General features: G+C 63.3%; 20 protein-coding genes, 2 tRNA genes and 1 pseudogene. 17 read left to right on the forward strand and 6 right to left on the reverse strand.

Annotated elements, in window-relative coordinates:
* Positions 1-7: 7 nt before the first annotated feature.
* The 5 genes from GSQ83_RS28840 (at position 8) to GSQ83_RS28860 (ending at position 6,106) form a co-directional block, all read left to right on the forward strand.
* Positions 8-772: a FadR/GntR family transcriptional regulator gene (locus GSQ83_RS28840; protein ID WP_158806492.1), complete on the forward strand. Its 765-nt coding sequence runs from the start codon at positions 8-10 to the stop codon at positions 770-772.
* 98 nt (positions 773-870) lie between these two features.
* Positions 871-2,238 (forward strand): NAD(P)H-dependent oxidoreductase, encoded by a 1,368-nt coding sequence (locus GSQ83_RS28845; protein ID WP_158806494.1) that lies wholly within the window; start codon positions 871-873, stop codon positions 2,236-2,238.
* A gap of 67 nt (positions 2,239-2,305) precedes the next feature.
* Positions 2,306-3,502: a substrate-binding domain-containing protein gene (locus GSQ83_RS28850; protein ID WP_158806496.1), complete on the forward strand. Its 1,197-nt coding sequence runs from the start codon at positions 2,306-2,308 to the stop codon at positions 3,500-3,502.
* 29 nt (positions 3,503-3,531) lie between these two features.
* Entirely contained in the window at positions 3,532-5,067 is a 1,536-nt protein-coding gene (locus GSQ83_RS28855) for a sugar ABC transporter ATP-binding protein (RefSeq protein ID WP_158806498.1), read from the forward strand.
* A 10-nt stretch (positions 5,068-5,077) separates the two neighbouring features.
* A complete protein-coding gene (locus GSQ83_RS28860) occupies positions 5,078-6,106 on the forward strand; it encodes an ABC transporter permease (RefSeq protein WP_158806500.1) in 1,029 nt (342 codons plus the stop codon).
* 211 nt (positions 6,107-6,317) lie between these two features.
* On the opposite strand, the gene nusG is transcribed toward GSQ83_RS28860, so the two are convergent.
* From nusG to GSQ83_RS28875, 3 genes are all read right to left on the reverse strand, one after another.
* Positions 6,318-6,848, reverse strand: a complete 531-nt coding sequence (gene nusG, locus GSQ83_RS28865; RefSeq protein ID WP_158806501.1) for a transcription termination/antitermination protein NusG — start codon at positions 6,846-6,848, stop codon at positions 6,318-6,320.
* A gap of 13 nt (positions 6,849-6,861) precedes the next feature.
* A complete protein-coding gene (gene secE, locus GSQ83_RS28870; RefSeq protein WP_371418097.1) occupies positions 6,862-7,071 on the reverse strand; it encodes a preprotein translocase subunit SecE in 210 nt (69 codons plus the stop codon).
* A 78-nt stretch (positions 7,072-7,149) separates the two neighbouring features.
* A tRNA-Trp gene (locus tag GSQ83_RS28875) sits at positions 7,150-7,226 on the reverse strand.
* Between the two features lie 216 nt (positions 7,227-7,442).
* Here GSQ83_RS28875 and GSQ83_RS28880 point away from each other — a divergent pair.
* The 3 genes from GSQ83_RS28880 (at position 7,443) to GSQ83_RS28890 (ending at position 10,945) form a co-directional block, all read left to right on the forward strand.
* Positions 7,443-9,008: a Do family serine endopeptidase gene (locus tag GSQ83_RS28880; RefSeq protein ID WP_158806505.1), complete on the forward strand. Its 1,566-nt coding sequence runs from the start codon at positions 7,443-7,445 to the stop codon at positions 9,006-9,008.
* Between the two features lie 127 nt (positions 9,009-9,135).
* Positions 9,136-10,167, forward strand: a complete 1,032-nt coding sequence (locus GSQ83_RS28885) for an NAD(P)-dependent alcohol dehydrogenase (RefSeq protein WP_158806507.1) — start codon at positions 9,136-9,138, stop codon at positions 10,165-10,167.
* A gap of 10 nt (positions 10,168-10,177) precedes the next feature.
* A complete protein-coding gene (locus GSQ83_RS28890; protein ID WP_158806509.1) occupies positions 10,178-10,945 on the forward strand; it encodes an SDR family NAD(P)-dependent oxidoreductase in 768 nt (255 codons plus the stop codon).
* Between the two features lie 194 nt (positions 10,946-11,139).
* Here GSQ83_RS28890 and rlmB read toward each other — a convergent pair.
* Positions 11,140-11,931: pseudogene (gene rlmB, locus GSQ83_RS30810) on the reverse strand (23S rRNA (guanosine(2251)-2'-O)-methyltransferase RlmB); the annotation flags it as partial.
* 501 nt (positions 11,932-12,432) lie between these two features.
* Here rlmB and GSQ83_RS28900 point away from each other — a divergent pair.
* From GSQ83_RS28900 to GSQ83_RS28925, 6 genes are all read left to right on the forward strand, one after another.
* Positions 12,433-12,518 (forward strand) — tRNA-Tyr (locus GSQ83_RS28900).
* A 488-nt stretch (positions 12,519-13,006) separates the two neighbouring features.
* Positions 13,007-13,693, forward strand: coding sequence for a type 1 glutamine amidotransferase domain-containing protein (locus GSQ83_RS28905; protein WP_158806513.1), 687 nt, complete (start codon positions 13,007-13,009; stop codon positions 13,691-13,693).
* Between the two features lie 21 nt (positions 13,694-13,714).
* On the forward strand, positions 13,715-14,566 hold the full coding sequence (locus tag GSQ83_RS28910) for an enoyl-CoA hydratase/isomerase family protein (protein WP_158806515.1): 852 nt from the start codon (positions 13,715-13,717) through the stop codon (positions 14,564-14,566).
* Between the two features lie 120 nt (positions 14,567-14,686).
* Positions 14,687-15,769, forward strand: coding sequence for a bifunctional DNA-binding transcriptional regulator/O6-methylguanine-DNA methyltransferase Ada (gene ada, locus GSQ83_RS28915; protein ID WP_158806517.1), 1,083 nt, complete (start codon positions 14,687-14,689; stop codon positions 15,767-15,769).
* 94 nt (positions 15,770-15,863) lie between these two features.
* The gene (locus GSQ83_RS28920) at positions 15,864-16,379 is read left to right on the forward strand and encodes a methylated-DNA--[protein]-cysteine S-methyltransferase (RefSeq protein WP_158806518.1); all 516 of its coding nucleotides are present in this window, start codon (positions 15,864-15,866) and stop codon (positions 16,377-16,379) included.
* Positions 16,376-17,092: a 2OG-Fe(II) oxygenase gene (locus tag GSQ83_RS28925; protein ID WP_158806520.1), complete on the forward strand. Its 717-nt coding sequence runs from the start codon at positions 16,376-16,378 to the stop codon at positions 17,090-17,092. The genes GSQ83_RS28920 and GSQ83_RS28925 overlap by 4 nt, the downstream gene beginning before the upstream one ends.
* Before the next feature lie 51 nt (positions 17,093-17,143).
* Here the strand turns inward: GSQ83_RS28925 and GSQ83_RS28930 are convergent, their stop codons facing one another.
* Complete coding sequence (locus GSQ83_RS28930; RefSeq protein ID WP_158806522.1) at positions 17,144-18,076, reverse strand: LysR family transcriptional regulator; 933 nt, start codon at positions 18,074-18,076, stop codon at positions 17,144-17,146.
* 93 nt (positions 18,077-18,169) lie between these two features.
* Here GSQ83_RS28930 and GSQ83_RS28935 point away from each other — a divergent pair, with 93 nt between their 5' ends.
* The 3 genes from GSQ83_RS28935 to GSQ83_RS28945 are packed head-to-tail and all read left to right on the forward strand — an operon-like array spanning position 18,170 to position 19,769.
* Positions 18,170-19,051, forward strand: coding sequence for an aldo/keto reductase family oxidoreductase (locus tag GSQ83_RS28935; RefSeq protein ID WP_158806524.1), 882 nt, complete (start codon positions 18,170-18,172; stop codon positions 19,049-19,051).
* 33 nt (positions 19,052-19,084) lie between these two features.
* Positions 19,085-19,462: a helix-turn-helix transcriptional regulator gene (locus tag GSQ83_RS28940; RefSeq protein WP_254065971.1), complete on the forward strand. Its 378-nt coding sequence runs from the start codon at positions 19,085-19,087 to the stop codon at positions 19,460-19,462.
* 55 nt (positions 19,463-19,517) lie between these two features.
* Complete coding sequence (locus GSQ83_RS28945) at positions 19,518-19,769, forward strand: SRPBCC domain-containing protein (RefSeq protein WP_371418099.1); 252 nt, start codon at positions 19,518-19,520, stop codon at positions 19,767-19,769.
* Between the two features lie 6 nt (positions 19,770-19,775).
* Here GSQ83_RS28945 and GSQ83_RS28950 read toward each other — a convergent pair whose 3' ends face one another.
* Positions 19,776-20,048 (reverse strand): hypothetical protein, encoded by a 273-nt coding sequence (locus tag GSQ83_RS28950; protein WP_158806528.1) that lies wholly within the window; start codon positions 20,046-20,048, stop codon positions 19,776-19,778.
* Positions 20,049-21,039: the final 991 nt, after the last annotated feature.

Here is a 21,039-nt window from a genome sequence, read left to right on the forward strand (position 1 = left end):
CTCCGTCTTGGACGAGCTAGCGAAGCCGGGCCGTCGCAGGCTCGCGCCACGATCGGCGGATGACCATATCCGGCCAGTGGCGCGCGCCACGCTGCCGCAGGAGATCGTGGACGCCATCGCCGGGCTGATCATGAAGCGGATTTGGAAGCCCGGCGACATGATCCCGTCGGAGAAGGAACTCGCGGCGCGGTTCCAGGTCGGGCGGTCCACGGTGCGGGAAGCAGTGAAAAGCCTTGCCGTGCTGGGCGTGCTGGAAGCGCGGCCGGGCGAGGGGTCCTTTGTCCGCGAGCCGACTTCCGAGCTGCTCTCGGGCGCGTTTCGCTGGGGGCTGCTGCTGAGCGAGCGGAACCTCGATGATCTGTTCGACGTGCGGACCACGATCGAGGTGACCTGTGCCGGCCGCGCGGCGAAACGCTGCACGGCGCAGGATGCCGCGGCGCTGGCCGAGAACATTACCCTCATGCGGGATCATCAGAGCGACGATCCCGCCTTCACCAAAATCGACAGCGACTTTCATATCCGCATCGCCGAGATCGGTGGCAATGCGCTGTTCTCGAGCGTGGTGTCGACGATCCAGACCATTGTTCGCATGTGGTATCCGGCGACCTATTACGTGCCGGAAACCAAGGCCGTGACCTTCTCCGAGCATGACGCGATCGTCCGGGCGCTGCGGCGCAAGGATGTGCCGGGGTCGGAGGAGGCGATGCTGGCTCATCTGACGGCGGCGGCGGGGCGGCTTCGCCGGGTCATGGGAAAGGCCGATGCCGCCTAGACTGCCGCCTTGCCTAGGCTGAGGCTGTCAGACATTATGACATCTATCGACGGCGCGGAGACGCCGTTCCCGTGGTCGGGATGGAGGGGGATGGCGCCATGTTCAAGCAGGCTCTCGATAAGCGGCACGCGCGGGGCAAGCCGATCCAAGTGGCTTTCGTGGGTGCCGGACGTATGGGCACCGGAGCGATTTGCCAGATCGGGCTGATGCGCGGCATCAGCGTCGCGGTGATCGCCGATCTCAGCACCGAGCGCGCGACCCGCGCCTTCGAGCTTTCCGGCTACCGGCGCGAGGATGTGGTTGTCGCGAACGCGGTGGGGCCAGCGCAGGATGCCATCCGCCAGAACAAGCCGGTGGTGACGCAGGATGCGACCCTGGTGCCGCAGCTCGAAATCGATGCGGTTGTCGATGCGACGGGCAGCCCGGAGCTTGGGGCGCGCGTGGCTTTGCAGACGATTCAGGCGCGCAAGCACATCATCATGCTGAATGTCGAGACCGATGTCGTTGTCGGACCCATCCTGCATCGCATGGCCGAAGCAGCGGGCGTGGTCTACACGGTGTCATCGGGTGATGAGCCGGGCCTGATCGCCGAATTTTATGATCGCTATGCCGGGCTCGGCTTTGAGATTGTGGCGGTGGGCAAAGCGCCTTCCAGCATCGGGCTGTTCGACCGTTTCGCGACACCCGACAGCGTTGGCGAGGATGCGAAGCGATTGGGTGTGAACCCGCATTTCCTCGTGACCTTCCGCGATGCCACCAAGACGATGATCGAGATGGCCTGCATCTCGAATTATACTGGTTTGGTGCCCGATATTCGCGGCATGCACGGCCCGATCGCGGGGGTTAATGAGATCCCGCAATTGTTCAGGCCGAAAAGCGAGGGCGGCATCCTCAATACGCGCGGCGTGGTCGATTACGCCCGGCCGCTGAAGCATGAAGACGGCAGCATCGACTTTGACCGATCCGTGACGCCGGGCACCTTCATCGTGGTGCATACCGACCACAAGCAAATCCAGGAGGATTTGCAGTATCTCGATGTCACCGGCTCGGACGGCTACTACAACATGTACACGCCCTATCATCTGGTGACGAACGAGATCCCGCTCTCGATCGTCAATGCGGTGGCCTTCAACCATCCGACCATCGTGCCCAAGCTCGGGCTGGTGACGGAGGTTTTCGGTGCCGCCAAACGCGCCTTGACGGCGGGTGAGACCGTGGAGGGCGCCGGCGGATCCTCGGTTTATGCGCTCAACGATCTCTACGAGACGGCCAAGGCCGATAATGTCGTGCCGCTCGGCTTGCTGACGGATGCCAAGCTACTGCGCGATGTCCGTAGGGAAGAGGTCATTACCTACGACATGGTCGAATTGCAGACCGACACGACGCTTTACCATTTGCGTGCCCTGCAGAATTCGATGAACCTGCAACCTCATGCGCCGCCCAGCCTGAAGGTGGCCGCCGAATAGACGAGTGCGTTGCCGCGACGATCGGCCGACAGAAGCCGACAAAATAGCAATGGAGCGAGTGGGAAGAATGATGTTCGAGACAAAACTGCCCTTGAAGAAGGCCTCCGCGATCAAGCGTCTGGCCGCCGCGGCGCTTTGCGCCTCCGTCTTCGGCTTGGGCGCGGTGGGCGCGCATGCGGCGACTCGCGCGCAGCCCTTCCCGGAATGGCCTGCGCCGGTCATCGACCCCACGCTGAGCGTCGATCAGGCGAAAGCGCTGGTGGCCGAAAGGTCGAAGCCGCAGACCGAGTGGAAAGGACCGACGAGCGGACCGCGCGCGCCGACCGGCCAATTTACCATCGCCTGGGTCTCCAGCGATCAATCCTATACGCCCTATGTCTATTGGGGCCTTGGCGTGGAGCAGGCGGCGAAGGCGCTCGGCTGGAAGGTCGTCACGCTCAATGGGCAAGGGACCGTGGGTGGAACACTTGCCGCGTTTCAGCAAGCGCTGTCGCTGAATGTTGCCGCCATCATCACGCCGGCCGACGCCAACGCGCTGCAGCAGCCGATTCAGGACGCGGTTAAGCGCGGCATTCCGGTCATCGGCATTCACGCCACCGCTTTCCCGGGTCCGGCACCGAAGCTCGGCCTTTACCAGAACATTGCGTCCAATCCAGCCGAGATCGGGCAGACCGAGGCCGCTTATGTCATCGCTGATTCCAACGGAACCGCGCATGACATTCACATGGTCGATAACAGCTACGCCATCGCGCGCTTCAAGGCTCAGGCGACGATCCAGCCGATCCAGCATTGCGCCGGCTGCAAACTGTTGACCGTGGTGAACCAGCCGATCGGCGATCCCACGCGTATGCCTTCGACCATCTCGGGCCTGCTCTCGCGCTTCGGCGATAGCTGGTACATGACGACATGCTGTGACGGCTATTACACCGCCGCTGCCGCCGCGCTGCGTTCGGCCGGTGCTTCGCCCGAGAAGATTCATCTGATCGGCGCCGATGGGCCGCCGGCCACCTATCAGATGATCCGCAAGGGCCAGTATCAGGTCGCCGACGTGCCTGAGCCTTCCTCTCTGTTCGGCTTCGAGGCGGTGGATGCGGCAGTGCATGCGATGGTCGGCGAGCCGCCGGCGGTTTTCACGCAGCCGACTTATATCGTGACCAAGGACAATGTTGAGGCTGAAGGCGGAAACAAGAACCAGTTTATCCCGAGCAACAACTTCGCTTGCCATTACGAGAAGATCTGGCTCGGCCAAGCGACGGGCTGCTGAGGCTCGGCTGAGGCGAAAGGCGCTTGCCGATGGCGGATGATATTCCGCTGCTGCGGATCGCGGGGCTCGGCAAGCGCTTCTACGGCACCCACGCGCTCAACGATGTGGATCTCACTCTACGAGCGGGTGAGATCCATGCGCTGATCGGGGAGAACGGCGCCGGGAAATCGACGCTCATCAAGATTCTCGCGGGTGTTTACGGTGCCGAGGAAGGTACGATCGCCTTGCGCGGCGAGGCGGTCAACCCGGTGACGCAACGTTTGCCGATCGCCTTCGTGCATCAGGATCTCGGCCTGGTCGATGATCTGAGCGTCGGCGAGAACGTGGCGCTGGTCGCAGGCTTCCCCAAGCGCCATGGGCTTATTGATTGGCCGCAGGTGGGGCGGCAGGCGATCGAGCTTTACGATCGCATGGAGATCGAGGCACCGGATCCGCAATCGCCTGTCGGTAGTCTCAACGCCGCGGGCAAGGCGCTGCTTGGAATTGTCCGCGCGCTTGCGAGCAGGGCCGATATCGTCGTGTTGGACGAGCCGACGGCTTCATTGCCGGAGCCTGATGCGCTGCATCTGCTCGATGTGCTGCGGCGGCTGCGCGCGACTGGCGCCGGCATCATCTATGTCAGCCATCGCCTCAACGAGCTTTTCGGCTTCGCCGATTCCGTCTCGGTGTTGCGCGACGGACGGCTGGTGCGCAGCGCGGCGATGGCGAGCGTAACGCCGTCCAGTCTGGTGCAGGACATGCTGGGCCGTGCGGTTGAGTTCGCGCATGGCCATGCGGAGCCTACCGCAAATAAGCCCGCGTTGCTTTTCGTGGAGGCGCTGCGGCTGCATGGCTTCGGGCCGGTGACCTTCTCGGTCGCGGCCGGAGAGATCGCGGCGCTGGTTGGCTTGCGGGGCGCGGGTCAGGATGAGATCGGGCGTGCCATATTCGGCGCGCTGGAGACGCGGTCGGGCACGATTCATCTTGGGGGCGAGCTTCTGCCGCCGCGAGAGACGATCACCGACCGGATGGCGCGCGGCATTGCGCTGCTCGCGGGAGACCGTGGCCGGGAAAGTGCGCTCGCCGGGATGTCGATCAGCGAGAATCTTTTCCCGAGCCAGAGCATCGTGAAAACCGGCAGCCTAGCCTTCCTGTCGCCCGCGGCGGATCGGGCGCGGACTGGCGAGGTGATGGAGCGCTTCGATGTGCGGCCGCGCAATCCGGATGCGCTGATCGATTGGCTGAGCGGCGGCAATCAGCAGAAGATATTCGTCGCTCGCTGGCTGGCCGCGGGTGCGCGGTTGCTGATCCTGGAAGAGCCCACGGCAGGCGTGGATATCGGCGCCAAGCTCGCCATTCACGCCATGGTGCGGGATGCTGCACGAGCGGGCGCCGCCGTGCTTATCGTGTCCTCGGATTTCGAGGAAGTGGCGACGCTGGCCGACCGGGCACTGGTCATGGGCCGAGGCCAAATCTCCGGGGAACTCTCAGGCGCGGCTTTGACCATGGACAGCCTGATCGCGCGCTCGTCGCTTGGCGAGGACTTCGCGGCCTCCGACTATGCGCCCGCCACGCTGAATGCCTAGGATGCCCGAGATGCCCGATCAGGTTAACCCCGCTCAAACCGCAGCTATTCGGCCGATCGCGCGCAGCCCGCGCCGGTTGTCGGATTTCGTCGCGATCTACGGTCTGGCGGTGGTCTTCCTCATCGTGATGGCGGTCTTCGGGGTGTTGCATCCGACGACATTCCTGAGTGCCTCGAATATCAATTCCATCCTGGTCGGCCAGTCGGTAACGGCGATGCTGGCGCTGGCGGAGATGATCCCCCTTGCGACCAAGCAATTCGATCTATCGGTGGGCTATCACCTGGGGATGGCGCAGATCCTGGTGATCGGGCTGCAGGTGCAGAATGGCCTGTCCTGGCCGCTCAGCATTCTCATCGTGCTGGTGCTGTCGGTTATCGTCGGGGCGCTGAACGGTTTCCTTGTCACGCGGTTCAAGATCGACAGTTTCATCGCCACGATGGGTGTCGGCACGCTGCTTTATGGTGTTTCCAATTGGTATAGCGGCGGCCAGCAGATCGTCGGCATGGATCTGGCGGATCGGTTTACCGGCCTGACGGAGATCTACCGGCACATTCCGCTGCCGGCGGTCTATGTCGCGATTGCCGCGATCCTGCTGTGGGTGGTGACGGAGCGGCTGCCGGTGGGCCGCAGTCTCTATGTTATCGGTGCCAGCACTCGGGCCGCCGAGCTTACCGGCATTCGGGTGCAGCGCCATGTGATGGGCGCCTTCATCGCGTCGGGGGTTTTGAGCGGGGTGGCCGGCATCATGCTCGGCAGCATCTTGCAGACGGGAACGCCATCGGTGGGTCCCGAATATCTGCTACCGGCCTTCGCGGCGACGTTGTTGGGCGCGACCTCGATCAAGCCGGGGCGGGTCAATGTGCTCGGCACCCTGCTGGCGGTGCTGATCCTGGCGTTTTCGTTCTCGGGCGTGCAGCAGCTCGGGGCGGCGTTTTACGTGCAGTATTTCTTCAATGGCGGAATTCTGATCGTTGCTGTGGGCCTGTCCGTCTATGCCTCCGCGCGGCGGCGGAGGGCGGCCGCGAAGGGTCAAGCGTGAGGCGGTTGGGCGGCGAGGAGGCGGTGCGCGGGTAGTTCGAACTCACCGTCATGGCATGCGAAGGCATGCCATCCACACCTTGCCGGAGGCTCCGCTACGAAGGCGTGGATGGCACGCCTTCGCGTGCCATGACGAGATGAATGGCCGCCCGTCGGAACGGCGTGGATTGTGCGCCTAGTAGGACCCAAGCAGTCAGGCTGGCGCCGCCGACTCAGACCTTCTCGACCTGGTTGTATTCCAGATCGACCGGGGTGGAGCGGCCGAAGATCGAGACGCTGACTTTCACGCGCCCCTTTTCCTCATCGACCTCTTCCACCGTTCCGTTGAAGCTGGTGAAGGGGCCGTCCGCCACGCGGACTTGCTCGCCGATCTCGTACAGGATGGAGGGGCGCGGACGCTCCACACCTTCCTGGGTCTGCTTCATGATCCGCTCGGCCTCGGCCTCGGTGATCGGCGTGGGCTTGTTGCGGTTGCCCAGGAAGCCGGTGACCTTGGGCGTGTCCTTGACCAGATGCCAGGCCTCGTCCGTCAGCTCCATCTTCACCAGCACGTAGCCCGGGAAGAACTTGCGCTCGGAATTGACCTTCTGGCCGCGCCGGACCTCGACGACCTCTTCCGCGGGCACGAGGATCTCATCGATCTGGTCGGCGAGGCCCTTCTGGGCCGCCTGTTCCTTGATCTGCTGGCCGATCTTCTTCTCGAAGCCGGAATAGACGTGGACGACATACCATCTCTTAGCCATGACCCAATTCCCCCTAGGCGCCGCTGCTGAACAAGGTGCGCACGCCGAGGCCAATGATCTGGTCCGCGGCAAAGAAGAACACCGCCGCGATGAGCGCCATACCGAGCACCATCGCGGTCGTTACGAGCGTCTCCTTGCGACTCGGCCAGGTGACCTTCCCGACCTCCGCCCTCACATCGCGTAGGAAACCCACCGGATCGAAATTCACGGCCGCCCCACCCAACCCAGGTTCATCTGCAACTCGTACAATCCTCAAGAAAAATGCGCCGGCCGGACGGATTTCCGGGCGGCGCGGGCCGTTTGGCAGGGGCGGAGGGTCTCGAACCCACAGCCTCCGGTTTTGGAGACCGGCGCTCTAGCCAATTGAGCTACGCCCCTGCACGCTCGACCGAGCCGCGCTAGACACAATGCGCCGCCCCGCAAGTCAAGGGGCAGACGCGGATAGACCGCCCTGCGAGCCGAAGTGAGCCTAGATGACGCGCTATTCACGATCTCGAAGGAGTAACGATCGGGCGCGTTGCCCTATGTGTGGCGACAGGATGATCCTGACGGTGCCATGAAGGTGCCGATTCGCTACCATAGGAGACGACGCTCATGCCCGCCCGCCGTTCCACGCTACGCCGGTCCTCGCTCGCTATCGCGCTACTCGCCGCCACGGCCCTCGGCAGCTATGGGCTGGGCCATGGCGCCTTCGCCGAGGATGTCAGCAAGCCGCCGGTGGGCGCCGGCCAGGTCCTGCCCGATTTCACCGAACTCGCCAGCCGGGTGAAGCCGGCCGTGGTGACCGTGCTGTCTGATCTGGCGCCGGGTGCCGCTACGGATGACAGCGACAGCAGCGGCGGTGATCAGGGCGCTGGCCCGGATCAGGGTGGCGGTGGTCCGCAGGCCTCGCCCTTCCCGTTCCCGCTGCCTTTCCCCTTCAACATGATGCCTCAGGGTCCCGGCGGCGGCGGCATGCAGGGTCAGCGGCCGCAGATGGTCGAGGCCGCAGGCTCTGGCTTCATCATCGACGAGGACGGCACCGTGGTGACCAACAACCACGTGGTGCAAGGCGCCAAGACGGTCACCGTCACCTTGGCCGACGGCACCAAGCTGCCGGCGACGGTGATCGGGCGCGATCCCAGCACTGATGTCGCGGTTCTGCGCATCAAGGCCGACCACAAGCTGCCCTTCATCGAGCTCGGCGACTCGAGCAAGGTGAAGACCGGCCAGTGGGTCGTCGCCATGGGCAATCCCTTCGGTCTCGGCGGGACGGTAACGGCGGGCATTGTGTCGGCGGAAGGCCGTGATATCGGCGATGGCCCCTACGACAGCTTCCTGCAGGTCGATGCCCCCATCAACAAGGGCAATTCCGGCGGGCCACTGTTCGACCAGTCCGGCCAGGTCGTCGGCATGAATACCGCGATCCTGTCGCCGAGCGGCGGCAGCGTGGGCATCGGCTTCTCCATCCCGTCCAACACCGTGAAGTCGGTTGTGGCGCAGATCGAGAAGGTCGGCCATGTCACGCGCGGCTTCCTCGGCGTCTCGGCGCAGTCGGTCGATGCCTCGATGAGCCAGGCGCTGCGGCTGCCCGGCGACGGCAAGGGTCCGCTGAACGGCGCCCTTGTCGCGGCGGTCGAGCCCAATAGCCCGGCGCAGAAGGCCGGGTTGCAGCCCGGCGACGTGATCGAGAGCGTGAACGGGACGGTCATCCACAATCCGCGTGACCTCGCGGTCGAGATCGCCGGCATCGTGCCGGGTGACAAGGCGGCGCTCGACATCATCCGCAATGGCAAGGCCGAGGACATTTCGGCACAGGTCGCCGAACTCAAGACCCGCGTCGCGAACAACGCCCAGAACCAGCAGCCGAACGCCCATCGCGGCGGGGTTGGGCTGGCGCTGGCGCCGCTGACCCCCAGCCTGCGCGATCAGCTTAGCGTGCCGGACGGGACCGATGGCGCGGTTGTCGCCCAGGTCGTGCCGAATTCTCCGGCCGATCAGGCGGGGCTACAGCAGGGTGACGTCGTGCTCGGCGTCAATAGCAGCAACGTGGGTTCGCCCGACCAGGCGGCGCAGGCCATCCGGCAGGCGATCAAGACCAACGGCAATGCGCTGGCGCTCCGCATCCTACGCAATGGACAGCCGATCTTCGTGGCTGTGACGCCCAAGACCGCGGGCTGATCAGACTGGCTTGATAGCTTGCGTCGCCGAGAAGAGGGCAGGCCCGCTTGGCGCCTGCCCTCTCACGGGTCCATGATGAACCTCGAAGAGGACGGGCGCGATCGCCCGCCGGATGAGGGGAATCGTCATGAAAGCGCTGGTGCTCGAGAAGATCCGTGATGCGCAACTGCGCGAGATCGAGCTGCCGACGGAGGCTGGCCCGGGCGAGGTAAAGATCGCCATGAAGGCGGTCGGTATCTGCGGCAGCGACCTCCATTACTACCTGCACGGCGCCATCGGCCCCTTTGTCGTTCGCGAGCCCATGGTGCTCGGCCATGAGGGCGCGGGCGAGGTGATAGGCGTTGGGGCCGGGGTGTCGAACCTCGCCCTTGGCGACCGGGTCTGCATGGAGCCAGGGATCCCGGACTGGACCTCGCGCGCCTCGCAGCTTGGGCTCTATAACCTCGATCCGGCGGTGCGGTTTTGGGCGACGCCGCCGATCCATGGCTGCCTGGCGCCCGAGGTCATCCACCCCGCGAACCTCACTTTCAAGCTGCCGGATAATGTGAGCTTCCAGGAGGGCGCCTTCGTCGAACCGCTGGCGGTGGGCATGCAGGCGGTCAACAAGGCGCATATCCTGCCGGGGCAAGTCGCCGTCGTCATCGGGGCCGGGACGATCGGGATGATGGTGGCGCTGGCGGCCCTCGCCGCGGGCTGCTCCGAGATCATCATGACCGATGTACAGCCGGAGAAGCTGAAGATCGCCGCCGGCTATGACGGGATTCGCACGGTGAACGTTTCCGAGGCGAGTGCCGCCGATCGCGTGAAGGAAGTGACCGCAGGCTGGGGCGCCGATGTGGTTTTCGAGGCGAGCGGCAGTCCGCGCGCTTTCAACGGCATCTTCGATCTGGTGGCGCCCGGCGGCGCGGTGGTGCTGGTCGGCATGCCGCCCGGCCCGGTACAGTTCGACGTGGTGTCGGCGCAGATCAAGGAGGCGCGGATCGAGACGGTGTTCCGTTATGCCAATGTCTATCCGCGCACAATCGCCCTGCTGGCGTCCGGCAAGGTGGATGTGAAGCCGCTGATCTCCCGCACCTTCCCCTTCGAGCAGTCGGTCGAGGCTTTTGAGTTCGCGGCCCAGGGCTCGCCCGAGGTCGTCAAGACGCAGATCGTTTTCTGAGGCGCGCGAGATGGATGTGAAGCAGCGTTTTTCCCTCGCTGGCCGCAAGGCCTTGGTAACGGGCGCCTCGCGCGGGATCGGCATCGAGCTCTGCGCGGTATTGAGCGAGGCCGGCGCCGATATCGTGGCGGTCGCGCGGGATGAGGCGGGTCTGGCCGCCGCCGCCGCGAAGGTGGAGGCCAACGGGCGCAAATGCCTCAAGCTGCCGGGTGATCTGGGCAAGCGCGAGGAGCCGGAGCGGGTCGGGCGCGCGGCGCTGGAGGCCTGGGGCACGATCGACATCCTGGTCAACAACGCCGGCGTCAGCTTCCCCAAGATGCTGGTCGATCAGACCATCGACGAATGGGACCTCATCCAGGCGGTAAACCTGCGGGCGCCCTGGCTGCTGGCGCGCACGCTGGTGCCCGCGATGATCGCGCAGAAACGCGGCAAGATCGTCAATGTGAGTTCGCAGACGAGTTCGGTCGCTCTGACCGAGCATGGTGCCTATGCGGCGTCGAAGAACGGGCTCAACGGGCTGACCAAGGTCATGACGGCGGAGTGGGCGCCGCACAACATCCAGTCCAACGCCATCTGTCCGACGGTGACGCTGACGCCGATGGCCGAGCAGGTCTGGGGCGATCCGGCGAAGCTCGGGCCGATGGTGGCGAAGATCCCGGCGGGGCGCGTGGCTCAGCCGGTCGAGGTCTGCGACGTCGTGCTGTTCCTGTGCGCCACCGCCTCCGACATGATCAACGGCGAGACGATCTTCATCGACGGTGGCTACACGGCGCTTTAGCGGTGGGATGGCTTTGGCTTGACCCGAGACCATTCCATCACGTCATGCTCGGCGAAGGCAGATCATCCACGCCTTCGCTGCGTGACGAAGCAAGGCGTGTATGGCGCGCGGGGGGCCGCCCCGCGTGCCATGACGGATCTTTGGCTCACGGTTTAGACCCAGCAATCACGCTTTAGCGCAACGTGAGGCGGTTCTTACGGCCGCCTTTGCAGCTCGTAGAGCGCCACGGCGGCGGCGGCGGAGACGTTGAGACTCTCCGCCCCAGCGGCCATCGGCAGCTTCGCCAACTCGTCGCAGGATTCGCGGGTGAGGCGGCGGAGGCCGGCGCCCTCGCCGCCCAGCACCAAGGCGACCTTCCGTTCGTTGAAGGCCGGACCGTGTAGGTTCGCGGGTGCCTCGGCATCCAGCCCAACGACCCAGTAGTTGGCGGCCTTGAGCACGACCAGCGTGCGCGCGAGGTTCACGGCCCGGATCAGCGGCAGGCTCTCAAGCGCGCCTGAGGCGGCCTTGGCGAGCGAGCCTGTCTCCTCCGGCGCATGACGTTCCTGGAGGATGACGGCGGCGACGCCGAAGGCCGCGGCGGAGCGGAGAATCGCCCCGATGTTGCGCGGATCCGTCACCTGGTCGAGCACCAGGATGGGTCCCGGCCGCTCCAGCACGGTGGCGAGGACGGGTGGCGAAAGCAGGTCGGCGAGGAGGGCGACGCCCTGATGCACGGCATCCCGCCCGAGAAGGCCATCGAGGCGGGCGCGATCGACCGTCTCCGGTGTTACGGACCACGGCCTTGGCAGGCGACTGGCGAGCGTCGTGGCGCCTTCCTCCGTCGTCACCAGCCGTCGCAGCCTGCGCGCGGGGTTAGTGAGCGCCGCCTGAACCGCATGGAGGCCGTAGAGCCAAACCGTTCCACGTGGCGCGGCGGCGCCCGACGAACGTGCAGGGTGAGGAGCAGCGGTATGGGCGGGCGTAGGACTCGCCTCGGCGGCACGGACAGGACGTTCGTATACGCGTTCGGTGGCGCGGGCGGGTTTCTCAGCGTGGAACGGAGTCCGGTCAGGGCGCGGGGTGGGCTTGTCGGAATGGGCGGCTTGCCGCTGGCCATGTGGCGCGGGTTTTCCTGGGCGTGGGCCTGATTTCGCGCGGTCGGCCTGAGGGCGCCGGGGGTCCCGTGTGTCCTGCCGGTCGCGAAACTCGCCGCGCGGCTGCTCGGCTCTGGAGCCGCCACCGCTGCCACCAGTCCCGCCGGCGTTGCGCGGCCGCGGGGCATCCTGCGGGCGCCTTGGGCCAAAGCCGGGGTTGGCATGATCGGCGCGCGGCGGGCGCGTTCCGGGTTGTGACGGGCGCGGGGTGCTGCCGTGTGGGCGCGAGGGGCGAGGGGGCTTCATCCCGCCATTATAGGCGCTTCCTGGCCGCCACATAGGCGTGCCGGGAGAAAGCTGTGCCTGTCGTTGACAACGGGCGGCGAATGAGGGAAATCGCCCTCCCACCCTGGAGGGGTGCCCGAGTGGTTAAAGGGGACGGACTGTAAATCCGTTGGTGAACGCCTACGTTGGTTCAAATCCAACCCCCTCCACCAGCGGTGCGCTTCAAGCGGTTGAGAAGTGCAGAGAATTAGCCGCCAAGCGGCTGCTGTTGGCGGCGTTGCCCATCGCCTGCGATCGTGCCTGGTCCAGCAGCGAGGTCGCCTCAAACCTCAAAAGGCCGGCGGACACGAATCCCAAAGCTGCAACGGAACTGGTGCCGTGCCGTGGGCAAGCCCGATACGGTGTTGGGTGGATGACCTGGAACCTGGCCTCATGCGTCAGGCCTGATGGGCTTGGGGAAATGTGGCGCTTCTCGACCATCAAGGCACGACCGGGTAATATGAACAGCGCTAGCGTGCACAGAGTTTCTGCCCGCGAAATAAGGGGAACGGGCGCTGGCGACATCAACTTCGCGTCCAGTCGATACCTAAGTATCGGCGATACCATAGTGCACTAGCTAGTCTTCCAGGCCTCTGCTGAGATCCTCAAGCGCCTGCCGATTCATCGGGATGTACAAAACCAAGAACAACGGAGAAAAGACATGAAAATACTCATGGTGACAACGTCGCATGATCAGCTCGGCAATACCGGCCGGAAGACCGGCTTTTGGCTTGAAGAATTCGCGGCCCCGTATTTTGTCTTCAAGGATGCCGGTGTGCAGCTGACGCTTGCGTCACCCAAAGGTGGGCAGCCGCCGATCGATCCGAAGAGTGATCTGCCGGAAAATCAAACCTCCGCCATGACGCGATTCAAACAGGACAAGGCGGCGCAAACAGCGCTCTCTAAAACCTCCCAACTCGCCGATATGAGAGCAGAAGATTTCGACACGATTTTCTATGTAGGTGGTCACGGCCCCATGTGGGACCTTGTTGATAATCCCGTCTCAATCGCCTTGATCGAGTCCTTCTACAATTCCGACAAAGTGGTTGCGGCTGTCTGCCACTCACCTGCAGTACTGCATCGGGTTACCTACAAAGGCGCGCCAATTGTAAAGGGCAAGCGCGTGACGGGTTTTACCAATGGTGAAGAGGAAGCTGTACAGCTCACCAAAGTTGTGCCCTTCCTTGTCGAGGATGAGTTGAAGCGGCTGGGCGGTCTCTATGAGAAGGCGGCCGATTGGGAAAGTTTTGCAATCGTCGATGATCGTCTGGTGACCGGGCAAAACCCTGCATCCTCGACCGCCGCAGCTAAGGCGTTACTCACTCGCGTCACAGGGAAACCCGCTTAGTCCTTTTCGGGGAGATTTAACGTGGTTCAGGTTGAGGCAGCTTCATCGACCTCCGGGCAGATTCGCCTCACTCGACACTCGTCATTCTACTGGAGGGTGACGCTCGACATTCCCCCCCTGAATATCTTCGGCCCGCAGTCTCTTCCGCAGTTGAATGAAATAGTCACGGCGCTCGAAACGGATGAAGAGGTGAGGGTCGTCGTCTTCGACAGCGCCGTCGACGGCTTCTTCCTGACCCATTACGACTTTCTCGCCAAGCCTGAAGACACGACGGATTTGCCCCCGGGGCCAACAGGCCTGCAGCAGCTTCCTGACATGTTGGTCCGGTTGAGCCGTGCCCCGGTGGTGTCGATCGCCGCGATACGCGGGCGCGCCACCGGGGTCGGCAGCGAGCTTGCGCTCGCCAGCGACATGCGTTTCGCAAGTCGGGAGAAGGCCATCTTGTCGCAATGGGAAGTCGGTGCCGGGCTGGTGCCAGGCGGTGGGCCGATGGCACGGTTGCCCCGGCTGATCGGCCGTGGACGGGCGTTGGAAGTTCTGCTTGGCGCAGATGATATTCCAGGCGATCTGGCGGAGCTTTACGGCTACGTCAATCGTGCCTTGCCGGATGCCGAACTCGATGCATTCGTCGATGCACTTGCAACGCGCATCGCCTCTTTCGACAAGCAGGCCATCGCGGAAACAAAACGTTTGGTTAATATCGCGAGCCTGCCGCCAGACGCTGAGATTGCGCCCGAGTGGGATGCATTTCTTACCTCCGTCGCGCGCCCGGCCGCCCGGGCGAGGATCAAGACTTTGATGGAGCGCGGCTTTCATCGCCCCGGGGATGTCGAAACCCGGCTGGGATACCACGTCGGCCAGATCGGCCACTGAGCAGAGCCTTCGCGGGTGATATCGCTTCGGCATTGTTGGATTTGAAAGCAAGAGCCGGAGTGTAGCGCCGAGAGATATTGATCAGGGTCGTGGCATAGTCATCCAGGTGAAAGACGGATCATGGAAACGACCTTAAAGGAGAAGACCGATCGCAGCGTCCCGGCCGCCGACCTGCGATGGGAGCGCGTGCTGGCGCGTGACAAGACCGCTGATGGCCAATTCTGGTATTCGGTGGCGACCACGGGCGTTTACTGCCGCCCGTCCTGCGCTTCGCGTAAGGCCAATCGCAGGAATGTCCGGTTTCACGACAGGCCTGAAGACGCGCGGGCAGCGGGTTTTCGGGCTTGCAAACGCTGCAATCCCGATGGGCTGTCGCTAGATGCCGAGAACGCGGCGATTGTCGCCAAGGCCTGCCGTCTGATCGAGCAGAGCGAAGAGGTTCCTTCGTTGGGCGCGCTTGCCCAAGCAGTCGAACTCAGCCCCAGTTATTTTCACCGCCTGTTCAAGAGCGTCACTGGCCTGACCCCCAAGGGCTATGCCGCTGGTCATCGGGCCGGGCGGGTCCGGGAGGGACTCGACAAGAATCACAGTGTCACCGAGGTGATCTACGACGCGGGCTTCAACTCGAGCGGAAGATTCTACGAGCAATCGACGAGCATGCTCGGCATGACGCCGACCAAATACAAGGCTGGCGGAACGAACGAGGAGATCCGCTTTGCCATCGGGGAGTCGTCGCTCGGCGCAATACTTGTGGCATCCAGCGCGAAGGGCGTTGCGGCGATCCTGATCGGGGACGATCCCAACCTGCTTGCTGAGGATCTGCAGGATCGCTTTCCCAAGGCGCGACTTGTTGGCGGCGACCGGGACTATGAGAAGCTCGTCGCGCAAGTGGTCGGTTTGGTGGAGGCGCCTAGGCTGGGCCTCAACCTTCCGTTCGACGTTCGCGGAACCGCATTCCAACAGCGCGTCTGGCAGGCGCTGCGCGAAATCCCGGCTGGGCGTACGGCCTCTTACGCCGAGATCGCCGCGAGGATCGGATCGCCGAAGTCGGTGCGCGCGGTAGCCGGTGCCTGCGCGGCCAATAACATCGCGGTGGCAATCCCCTGCCATCGGGTCGTCCGCAACGACGGCGCGCTGTCGGGCTATGCCTGGGGCGTCGAGCGCAAGCGCGCGCTCCTTTCGCGTGAGTCGGTTGCGGCCTGACCAGCCGCCGGCTTCTTTACATTGAAAGCAAGGTTCGGAGTGAGCCGCATCGGCTTAGGCGCGATGGTGGTTTTCGCGAATCAGGAGTAGAATCATGGCAATAACTTTAAACGACGTGTTGCATTACGGCTTCGGCGAGACGGCTATTGGCACAGTCCTGGTCGCCGTCAGCGGCGTCGGCATCGCTTGCATTCTTGTCGGCGATGACAAGATGCGCCTCCGTCACGAACTGGGCGCTACCTTTCCCGGCGCCGATTTCGCCGAAGATCAGGCGATGGTCACAGATGCGCTCGTCAGCGTCATCAAGGTGATGAGCGATCCGCGCACACCGTTGGATGCTGCGTTGGACATCCGCGGATCGGATGCCGAGCGTGCCGTCTGGTCGGCGCTGCGTGCGATACCGGCCGGCGAGACCCGCACCTATGGCCAGATCGCGAAAACCTTGCCAATGCCTATGACGGCGCTAGAGGTCGGTGCGGCCTGTTCGGCGAATGTACTCGCGGTGGCGATACCCTGCCATCGGGTGATCAAAGCGGACGGCAGCCTCTCGGGTTATCGCTGGGGTGTGGGCCGCAAGCGGCGGCTGCTGCAAATGGAGGCCGCAGCATGAGCGTTCTTGCTTTGGACGCGCGGCCATTGTCCATCGATTGGGCCACCGTCTCCGCCGATCTCGACGCGCAAGGCTGGGCCGTCCTGGCTGGTCTCATGAGTGACGCGGACTGCGACCGTATCGCGGCGCTCTATGATTCCAAGGACGGCTTTCGCAGTCGTGTCGTTATGGCGCGGCATGGCTTCGGGCAAGGTGAATATCGCTACTTCTCCTACCCGCTGCCGCCGATCATTCAGGATCTGCGCTCGGATCTCTATCCGCACCTCGCGCCCATCGCGAACCGGTGGCACGAACGGATGGGAATCGAGGTGCGCTTTCCGGCTACACATCAAGCGTTTCTCGATCGCTGCCACAGCGCCGGACAGACGCGGCCGACGCCACTGCTGCTGCGCTACGGTCCGGAAGACTACAATTGTCTGCATCAGGATCTCTACGGGGAGCATGTTTTTCCGCTGCAAATCGCGACGCTGCTGTCGGGACCCGGACGGGACTTCCAGGGCGGCGAATTCGTGCTCACCGAGCAGCGGCCGCGGATGCAGACAAAGCCAGCCGTCGTGCCGCTCACCAAGGGCGACGCCGTGCTGTTCGCGGTCAATAGCCGGCCGGTACGCGGCTCACGCGGCGACTATCGCGTGGCACTTCGTCATGGCGTCAGCAAGGTTCGGGAGGGACGCCGCCATACGCTTGGGATCATCTTTCACGATGCGGCGTAAGAGCATGGCAGGCTGGAGGAGCGATAGGGACTAGGTGCCAGCGCTTGCCCGTCAGTTTTTTGGCGATGCCGAAATACAAAGCGGCGGACGATGCGTGGCGATGAAATCCACGAAGGCGCGGAGCGGTGCGGGCAGGTGGCGGCGCCCTGGGTAATAAAGAAACGGCCCTGAGAAGGCTTGCCACCAGGGTTCTAGAACCGGAAGCAAGGCTCCGCTTCCGAGATACGGCTGGAGCCAGTCCTCGAAGAGGTGAATGATGCCCGTGCCGGCCAAGGCTGCGTCCACGGCAAGGTCGGTGGCTGCACCGGCGCGCACGATGAGCGGACCGCTCGGGTCCACCCGCACGATCTCCCCGTTTCGCTCGAATTCCCAGGCTGTCATCGCGCCGCTCGTGAAGCGACCGCGCAGACAGATGTGCTCCAGCAAATCGCGAGGATGGTCAGGGGGCGTGTGCCGATCGAGATAGGCCGGCGATGCCGCTGTCGCGAAACGCTGTCTGCGCGGCCCGATCGGAACTGCAATCATGTCCTGCTCGAGCCGCTCGTCGTAGCGGATACCGGCGTCGCAGCCCGCCGCCAGGACATCGACGAAGTCGTCCTCGGCGACCACTTCCAGCTGGATATCGGGATAGGCGGCGAGGAAGGGCGGCACGATGGCGGGCAAGACGAGCCGGGCGGCGCTGACCGGGACGTTCAGGCGGAGCGTGCCGGCCGGCCGGTCGCGGAAGCGATTCACCACGTCCAGCGCCGCTTCGACTTCGCTCAGAGCGGGACCGAGCCGCTCGAGCAGGCGTGCGCCAGCCTCGGTAGGCGCGACGCTGCGGGTGCTGCGGTTGAACAGGCGAACACCGAGCCTGACCTCAAGCCGCCGTACGGCTTCGCTGAGGCTGGAGGCGCTGGTTCCGCTCGCCCGCGCGCCATCGCGAAACCCGCCCGCGTGTGCAACCGCCATGAACGCGGCGAGGTCGCTGAGGTCTGCCGTCATTGTTCGCCACTCCGAACAGCCTGTGCCGATTGAGACCTATTATCGCGCAGGGCGAAGCTGTCTACATGCACGATCGATCAAAGGAGACATCGCATGGTCGATACCAGCAAAGCCGGAACATTTTCCCTGGGTAAGCGCAGCGTAAATCGCCTCGGTTACGGCGCCATGCAACTCGCCGGACCAGGCGTCTTCGGGCCACCGAAGGATCGCGACGGCGCACTTGCCGTGCTGCGCGAGGCGGTAGCGGCAGGGGTGGACCATATCGACACGAGCGATTTCTACGGCCCGCACGTCACGAATCAGCTTATCCGAGAGGCGCTCCATCCCTATCCGGAGGATCTTGTGATCGTCACAAAGCTCGGGGCGCGGCGTGGCGAGGACAGCTCGTGGAACCCCGCTTTCTCGGCCGAGGATTTGACGCGCGCGATTCACGACAATCTTCGCAATCTAGGGGTGGACGTGCTCGATGTCGTTAATTTGCGTTCCATGTTTGGCATTCACGGTCCTGCCGAGGGCTCGATCGAAGCGCCGCTGACGGTGCTCGCCGACCTTCAGCGGCAAGGGCTTATTCGCCATATCGGCCTGAGCAACGTCACGGCCAAGCAAATTACCGAGGGTCGCGCCATTGCGGAGATCGTCTGCGTGCAGAATCAGTATAATCTCGCCCATCGGGAGGACGACCACCTGATTGACCAGCTCGATGCCGAGGGGATCGCCTACGTGCCGTTCTTCCCGCTTGGTGGCTTCACCCCGCTGCAGTCGAACGAGCTTAGCGATGTGGCGACGCGCCTCGGTGCGACACCGATGCAGGTCGCGCTCGCCTGGCTACTCCGCCGCGCGGGAAACATCCTGTTGATCCCCGGCACATCGTCGATCGGACACCTGCGGGAAAACCTCGCGGCCGCCGAACTCGAATTGCCGCAGGACGCCATGGCCGGCCTGGACAAGATCGGCACGAAAGGTGCGGCGGCCTAACCATCCTGGGCGATAAACCGCGCCGCTAAGGTATTGCGCCCTTCCATATCCGAATGGTTATATAACCGGATGGAAATGGAAGAATCGCTCAACCTCAAATTCGCCGCGCTGGCCGATCCAACGCGTCGCGCTATTCTGCTTCGTCTGGCGAAAAGCGATGCAACCGTATCGCAGCTTCAGAAGCCATTCCCGATCACTCAGCCCGCGATATCCAAGCACCTCAGGATACTTGAGGGCGCTGGGCTGATCGAGCGCGGGCAGGCGGCGCAGTCGCGCCCTCGCCACCTCAACGTCATAGCGCTGAATGAGGTGACCACGTGGTTCGAGCACGTCCGTACCCTATGGGACGACAGCTTCGATCGCCTCGATGAGTTTCTGACTGCAACCAATAACGACAAGGGAGGGGACTAGTCATGGCAAAGAGCGCGGAAGCGTCGGCTGATTTAACGCCACTTTCGCGACTGGTCTGGGTGCACTCCTTCTCCGACGAGCACGCCAATGTCGTTCGGGCGCCTTTTTCGAGGGCAACTGGCCTCTGGAAATGCTGACCACGGTAGTCTTTGCGGAGGGGCGAACAGGCACACGCGTGACGCTGACCTGGACGCCGCTCAATGCCACTGAAATCGAGCTCCGGACCTTCGCCGCCAATATGGTATCGATGAACGGGGGTTGGACGAGCAGCTTCGACGAGCTTGGCGCATTCTTCGCTAGAGCTTGAGGCGCTTCAGAGCGTCGCCTGCGCCCAACCCATGACGCTGGGCCTTTTGAAGCGAGAGCAAAACAAATCGCGCTCCAGTTCCCCTTTTGCGGTTAGCTCGTCGACAATCTGGAGTGCGAGATCTAATCCCTCTTCGTCGATCCACAGTCTCTCACTCAACTCGTGCCCAGTTAATCTGGCGAGAAACCAGTCATCGTCGGGGCCCATCCCCACCTCAATGAGTTCGCCTGCTTGGAGACGATCAATAAAGGCTCGGATGACTTCTTGTGGCTTCAACATGGGGCGATCCAAAATTTGACGTCAATGCTCCAACATTGGATCAAATCCTCCGCGGAGGTCTCCCAACAGCGAGAAAGTCGGAGTAGCGATTTCGGGCAGCCTTATGATGGCAGAGTTACAAAAGAGATGCAGGCTTTGTTGCCGCCGTGGCAATAGTTTTGGTTTCTGCGACCGGGACAATCTAGCCAGAAGGGCTTGCGCCGGCCAGTCAACCTGCTCCACCTGGCAACAGCAGAGTATGTCAGAGATCGCCTAGACGGGCGCCTGCCACGATAGGTGCCCCCGCTATACTACTTTCTGCTAATGTGGCTGGCTCATATGGTCGGCCGACTCGTCGATGATATTCCGCCAGACTCCGTTTCCAACGGCAGAGCCAATAAGGTCGAGCGTAACGATATCACACCGACTCATCAGTGGCGCAAGCCAAAGGCTAACCGCGCTATGTAAGTGTTGTGAGGGTTTTCGCGTGACGGGCGCTAGGATTTCTCGCTCCAAGCAAGTGGTATCGACGAAAATCTTATCGATAGTCGAGACGAGAAAAAGATGGACCGCTCATTGAGCGACGTTGACCCGAGTAACGCAGGCTTGCCTGAAGCGCCGCGACACGGCTCGAACAGCCAGTGCCAAGACTGCAAAAATTGATTCGCAATCCAATCCACATGATGAGTAGCTGGCTCAAATTCTCGGAGGGATCTGAGTTGACGTCAGCCGAAGGAGTGTCTGGGACAACCGTTGATTGCAAGCCGGAGGGAACAAACAACTACTTAGTCTATGTGCTGAATGGCCAATCCCACAAAGTGCTGGGCTTGGAAATACAGTGCCGCAACGATCAAGAGGCACAGCGGTTCGTTCTCGAACTGCTCGATGAAACGGGACAGGCCGAAATCTGGTGTGGCGCTCGACGAGTTGGTCGAGTCGCACGGAACTACGGTCATATGGGATGATTTCGAGCGGACCGGCGAGATTTGTCATCCGCGCAGGCTTTGAAGCG

The organism is Acidisoma sp. L85 (assembly GCF_009765865.1).
Lineage (GTDB): Bacteria > Pseudomonadota > Alphaproteobacteria > Acetobacterales > Acetobacteraceae > Acidisoma.

Bases quoted from the DNA above. Each gene is read 5' to 3' on its own strand.
- GSQ83_RS28845 (WP_158806494.1), top strand. From the start codon at position 871: ATGTTCAAGCAGGCTCTCGATAAGCGGCACGCGCGGGGCAAGCCGATC.
- GSQ83_RS28925 (WP_158806520.1), top strand. From the start codon at position 16,376: ATGAGCGTTCTTGCTTTGGACGCGCGGCCATTGTCCATCGATTGGGCC.
- GSQ83_RS28850 (WP_158806496.1), top strand. From the start codon at position 2,306: ATGATGTTCGAGACAAAACTGCCCTTGAAGAAGGCCTCCGCGATCAAG.
- GSQ83_RS28890 (WP_158806509.1), top strand. From the start codon at position 10,178: ATGGATGTGAAGCAGCGTTTTTCCCTCGCTGGCCGCAAGGCCTTGGTA.
- GSQ83_RS28905 (WP_158806513.1), top strand. From the start codon at position 13,007: ATGAAAATACTCATGGTGACAACGTCGCATGATCAGCTCGGCAATACC.
- GSQ83_RS28855 (WP_158806498.1), top strand. From the start codon at position 3,532: ATGGCGGATGATATTCCGCTGCTGCGGATCGCGGGGCTCGGCAAGCGC.
- GSQ83_RS28935 (WP_158806524.1), top strand. From the start codon at position 18,170: ATGGTCGATACCAGCAAAGCCGGAACATTTTCCCTGGGTAAGCGCAGC.
- nusG (WP_158806501.1), bottom strand. From the start codon at position 6,848: ATGGCTAAGAGATGGTATGTCGTCCACGTCTATTCCGGCTTCGAGAAG.
- GSQ83_RS28860 (WP_158806500.1), top strand. From the start codon at position 5,078: ATGCCCGATCAGGTTAACCCCGCTCAAACCGCAGCTATTCGGCCGATC.
- ada (WP_158806517.1), top strand. From the start codon at position 14,687: ATGGAAACGACCTTAAAGGAGAAGACCGATCGCAGCGTCCCGGCCGCC.
- GSQ83_RS28880 (WP_158806505.1), top strand. From the start codon at position 7,443: ATGCCCGCCCGCCGTTCCACGCTACGCCGGTCCTCGCTCGCTATCGCG.
- GSQ83_RS28920 (WP_158806518.1), top strand. From the start codon at position 15,864: ATGGCAATAACTTTAAACGACGTGTTGCATTACGGCTTCGGCGAGACG.
- GSQ83_RS28930 (WP_158806522.1), bottom strand. From the start codon at position 18,076: ATGACGGCAGACCTCAGCGACCTCGCCGCGTTCATGGCGGTTGCACAC.
- GSQ83_RS28950 (WP_158806528.1), bottom strand. From the start codon at position 20,048: ATGTTGAAGCCACAAGAAGTCATCCGAGCCTTTATTGATCGTCTCCAA.
- GSQ83_RS28885 (WP_158806507.1), top strand. From the start codon at position 9,136: ATGAAAGCGCTGGTGCTCGAGAAGATCCGTGATGCGCAACTGCGCGAG.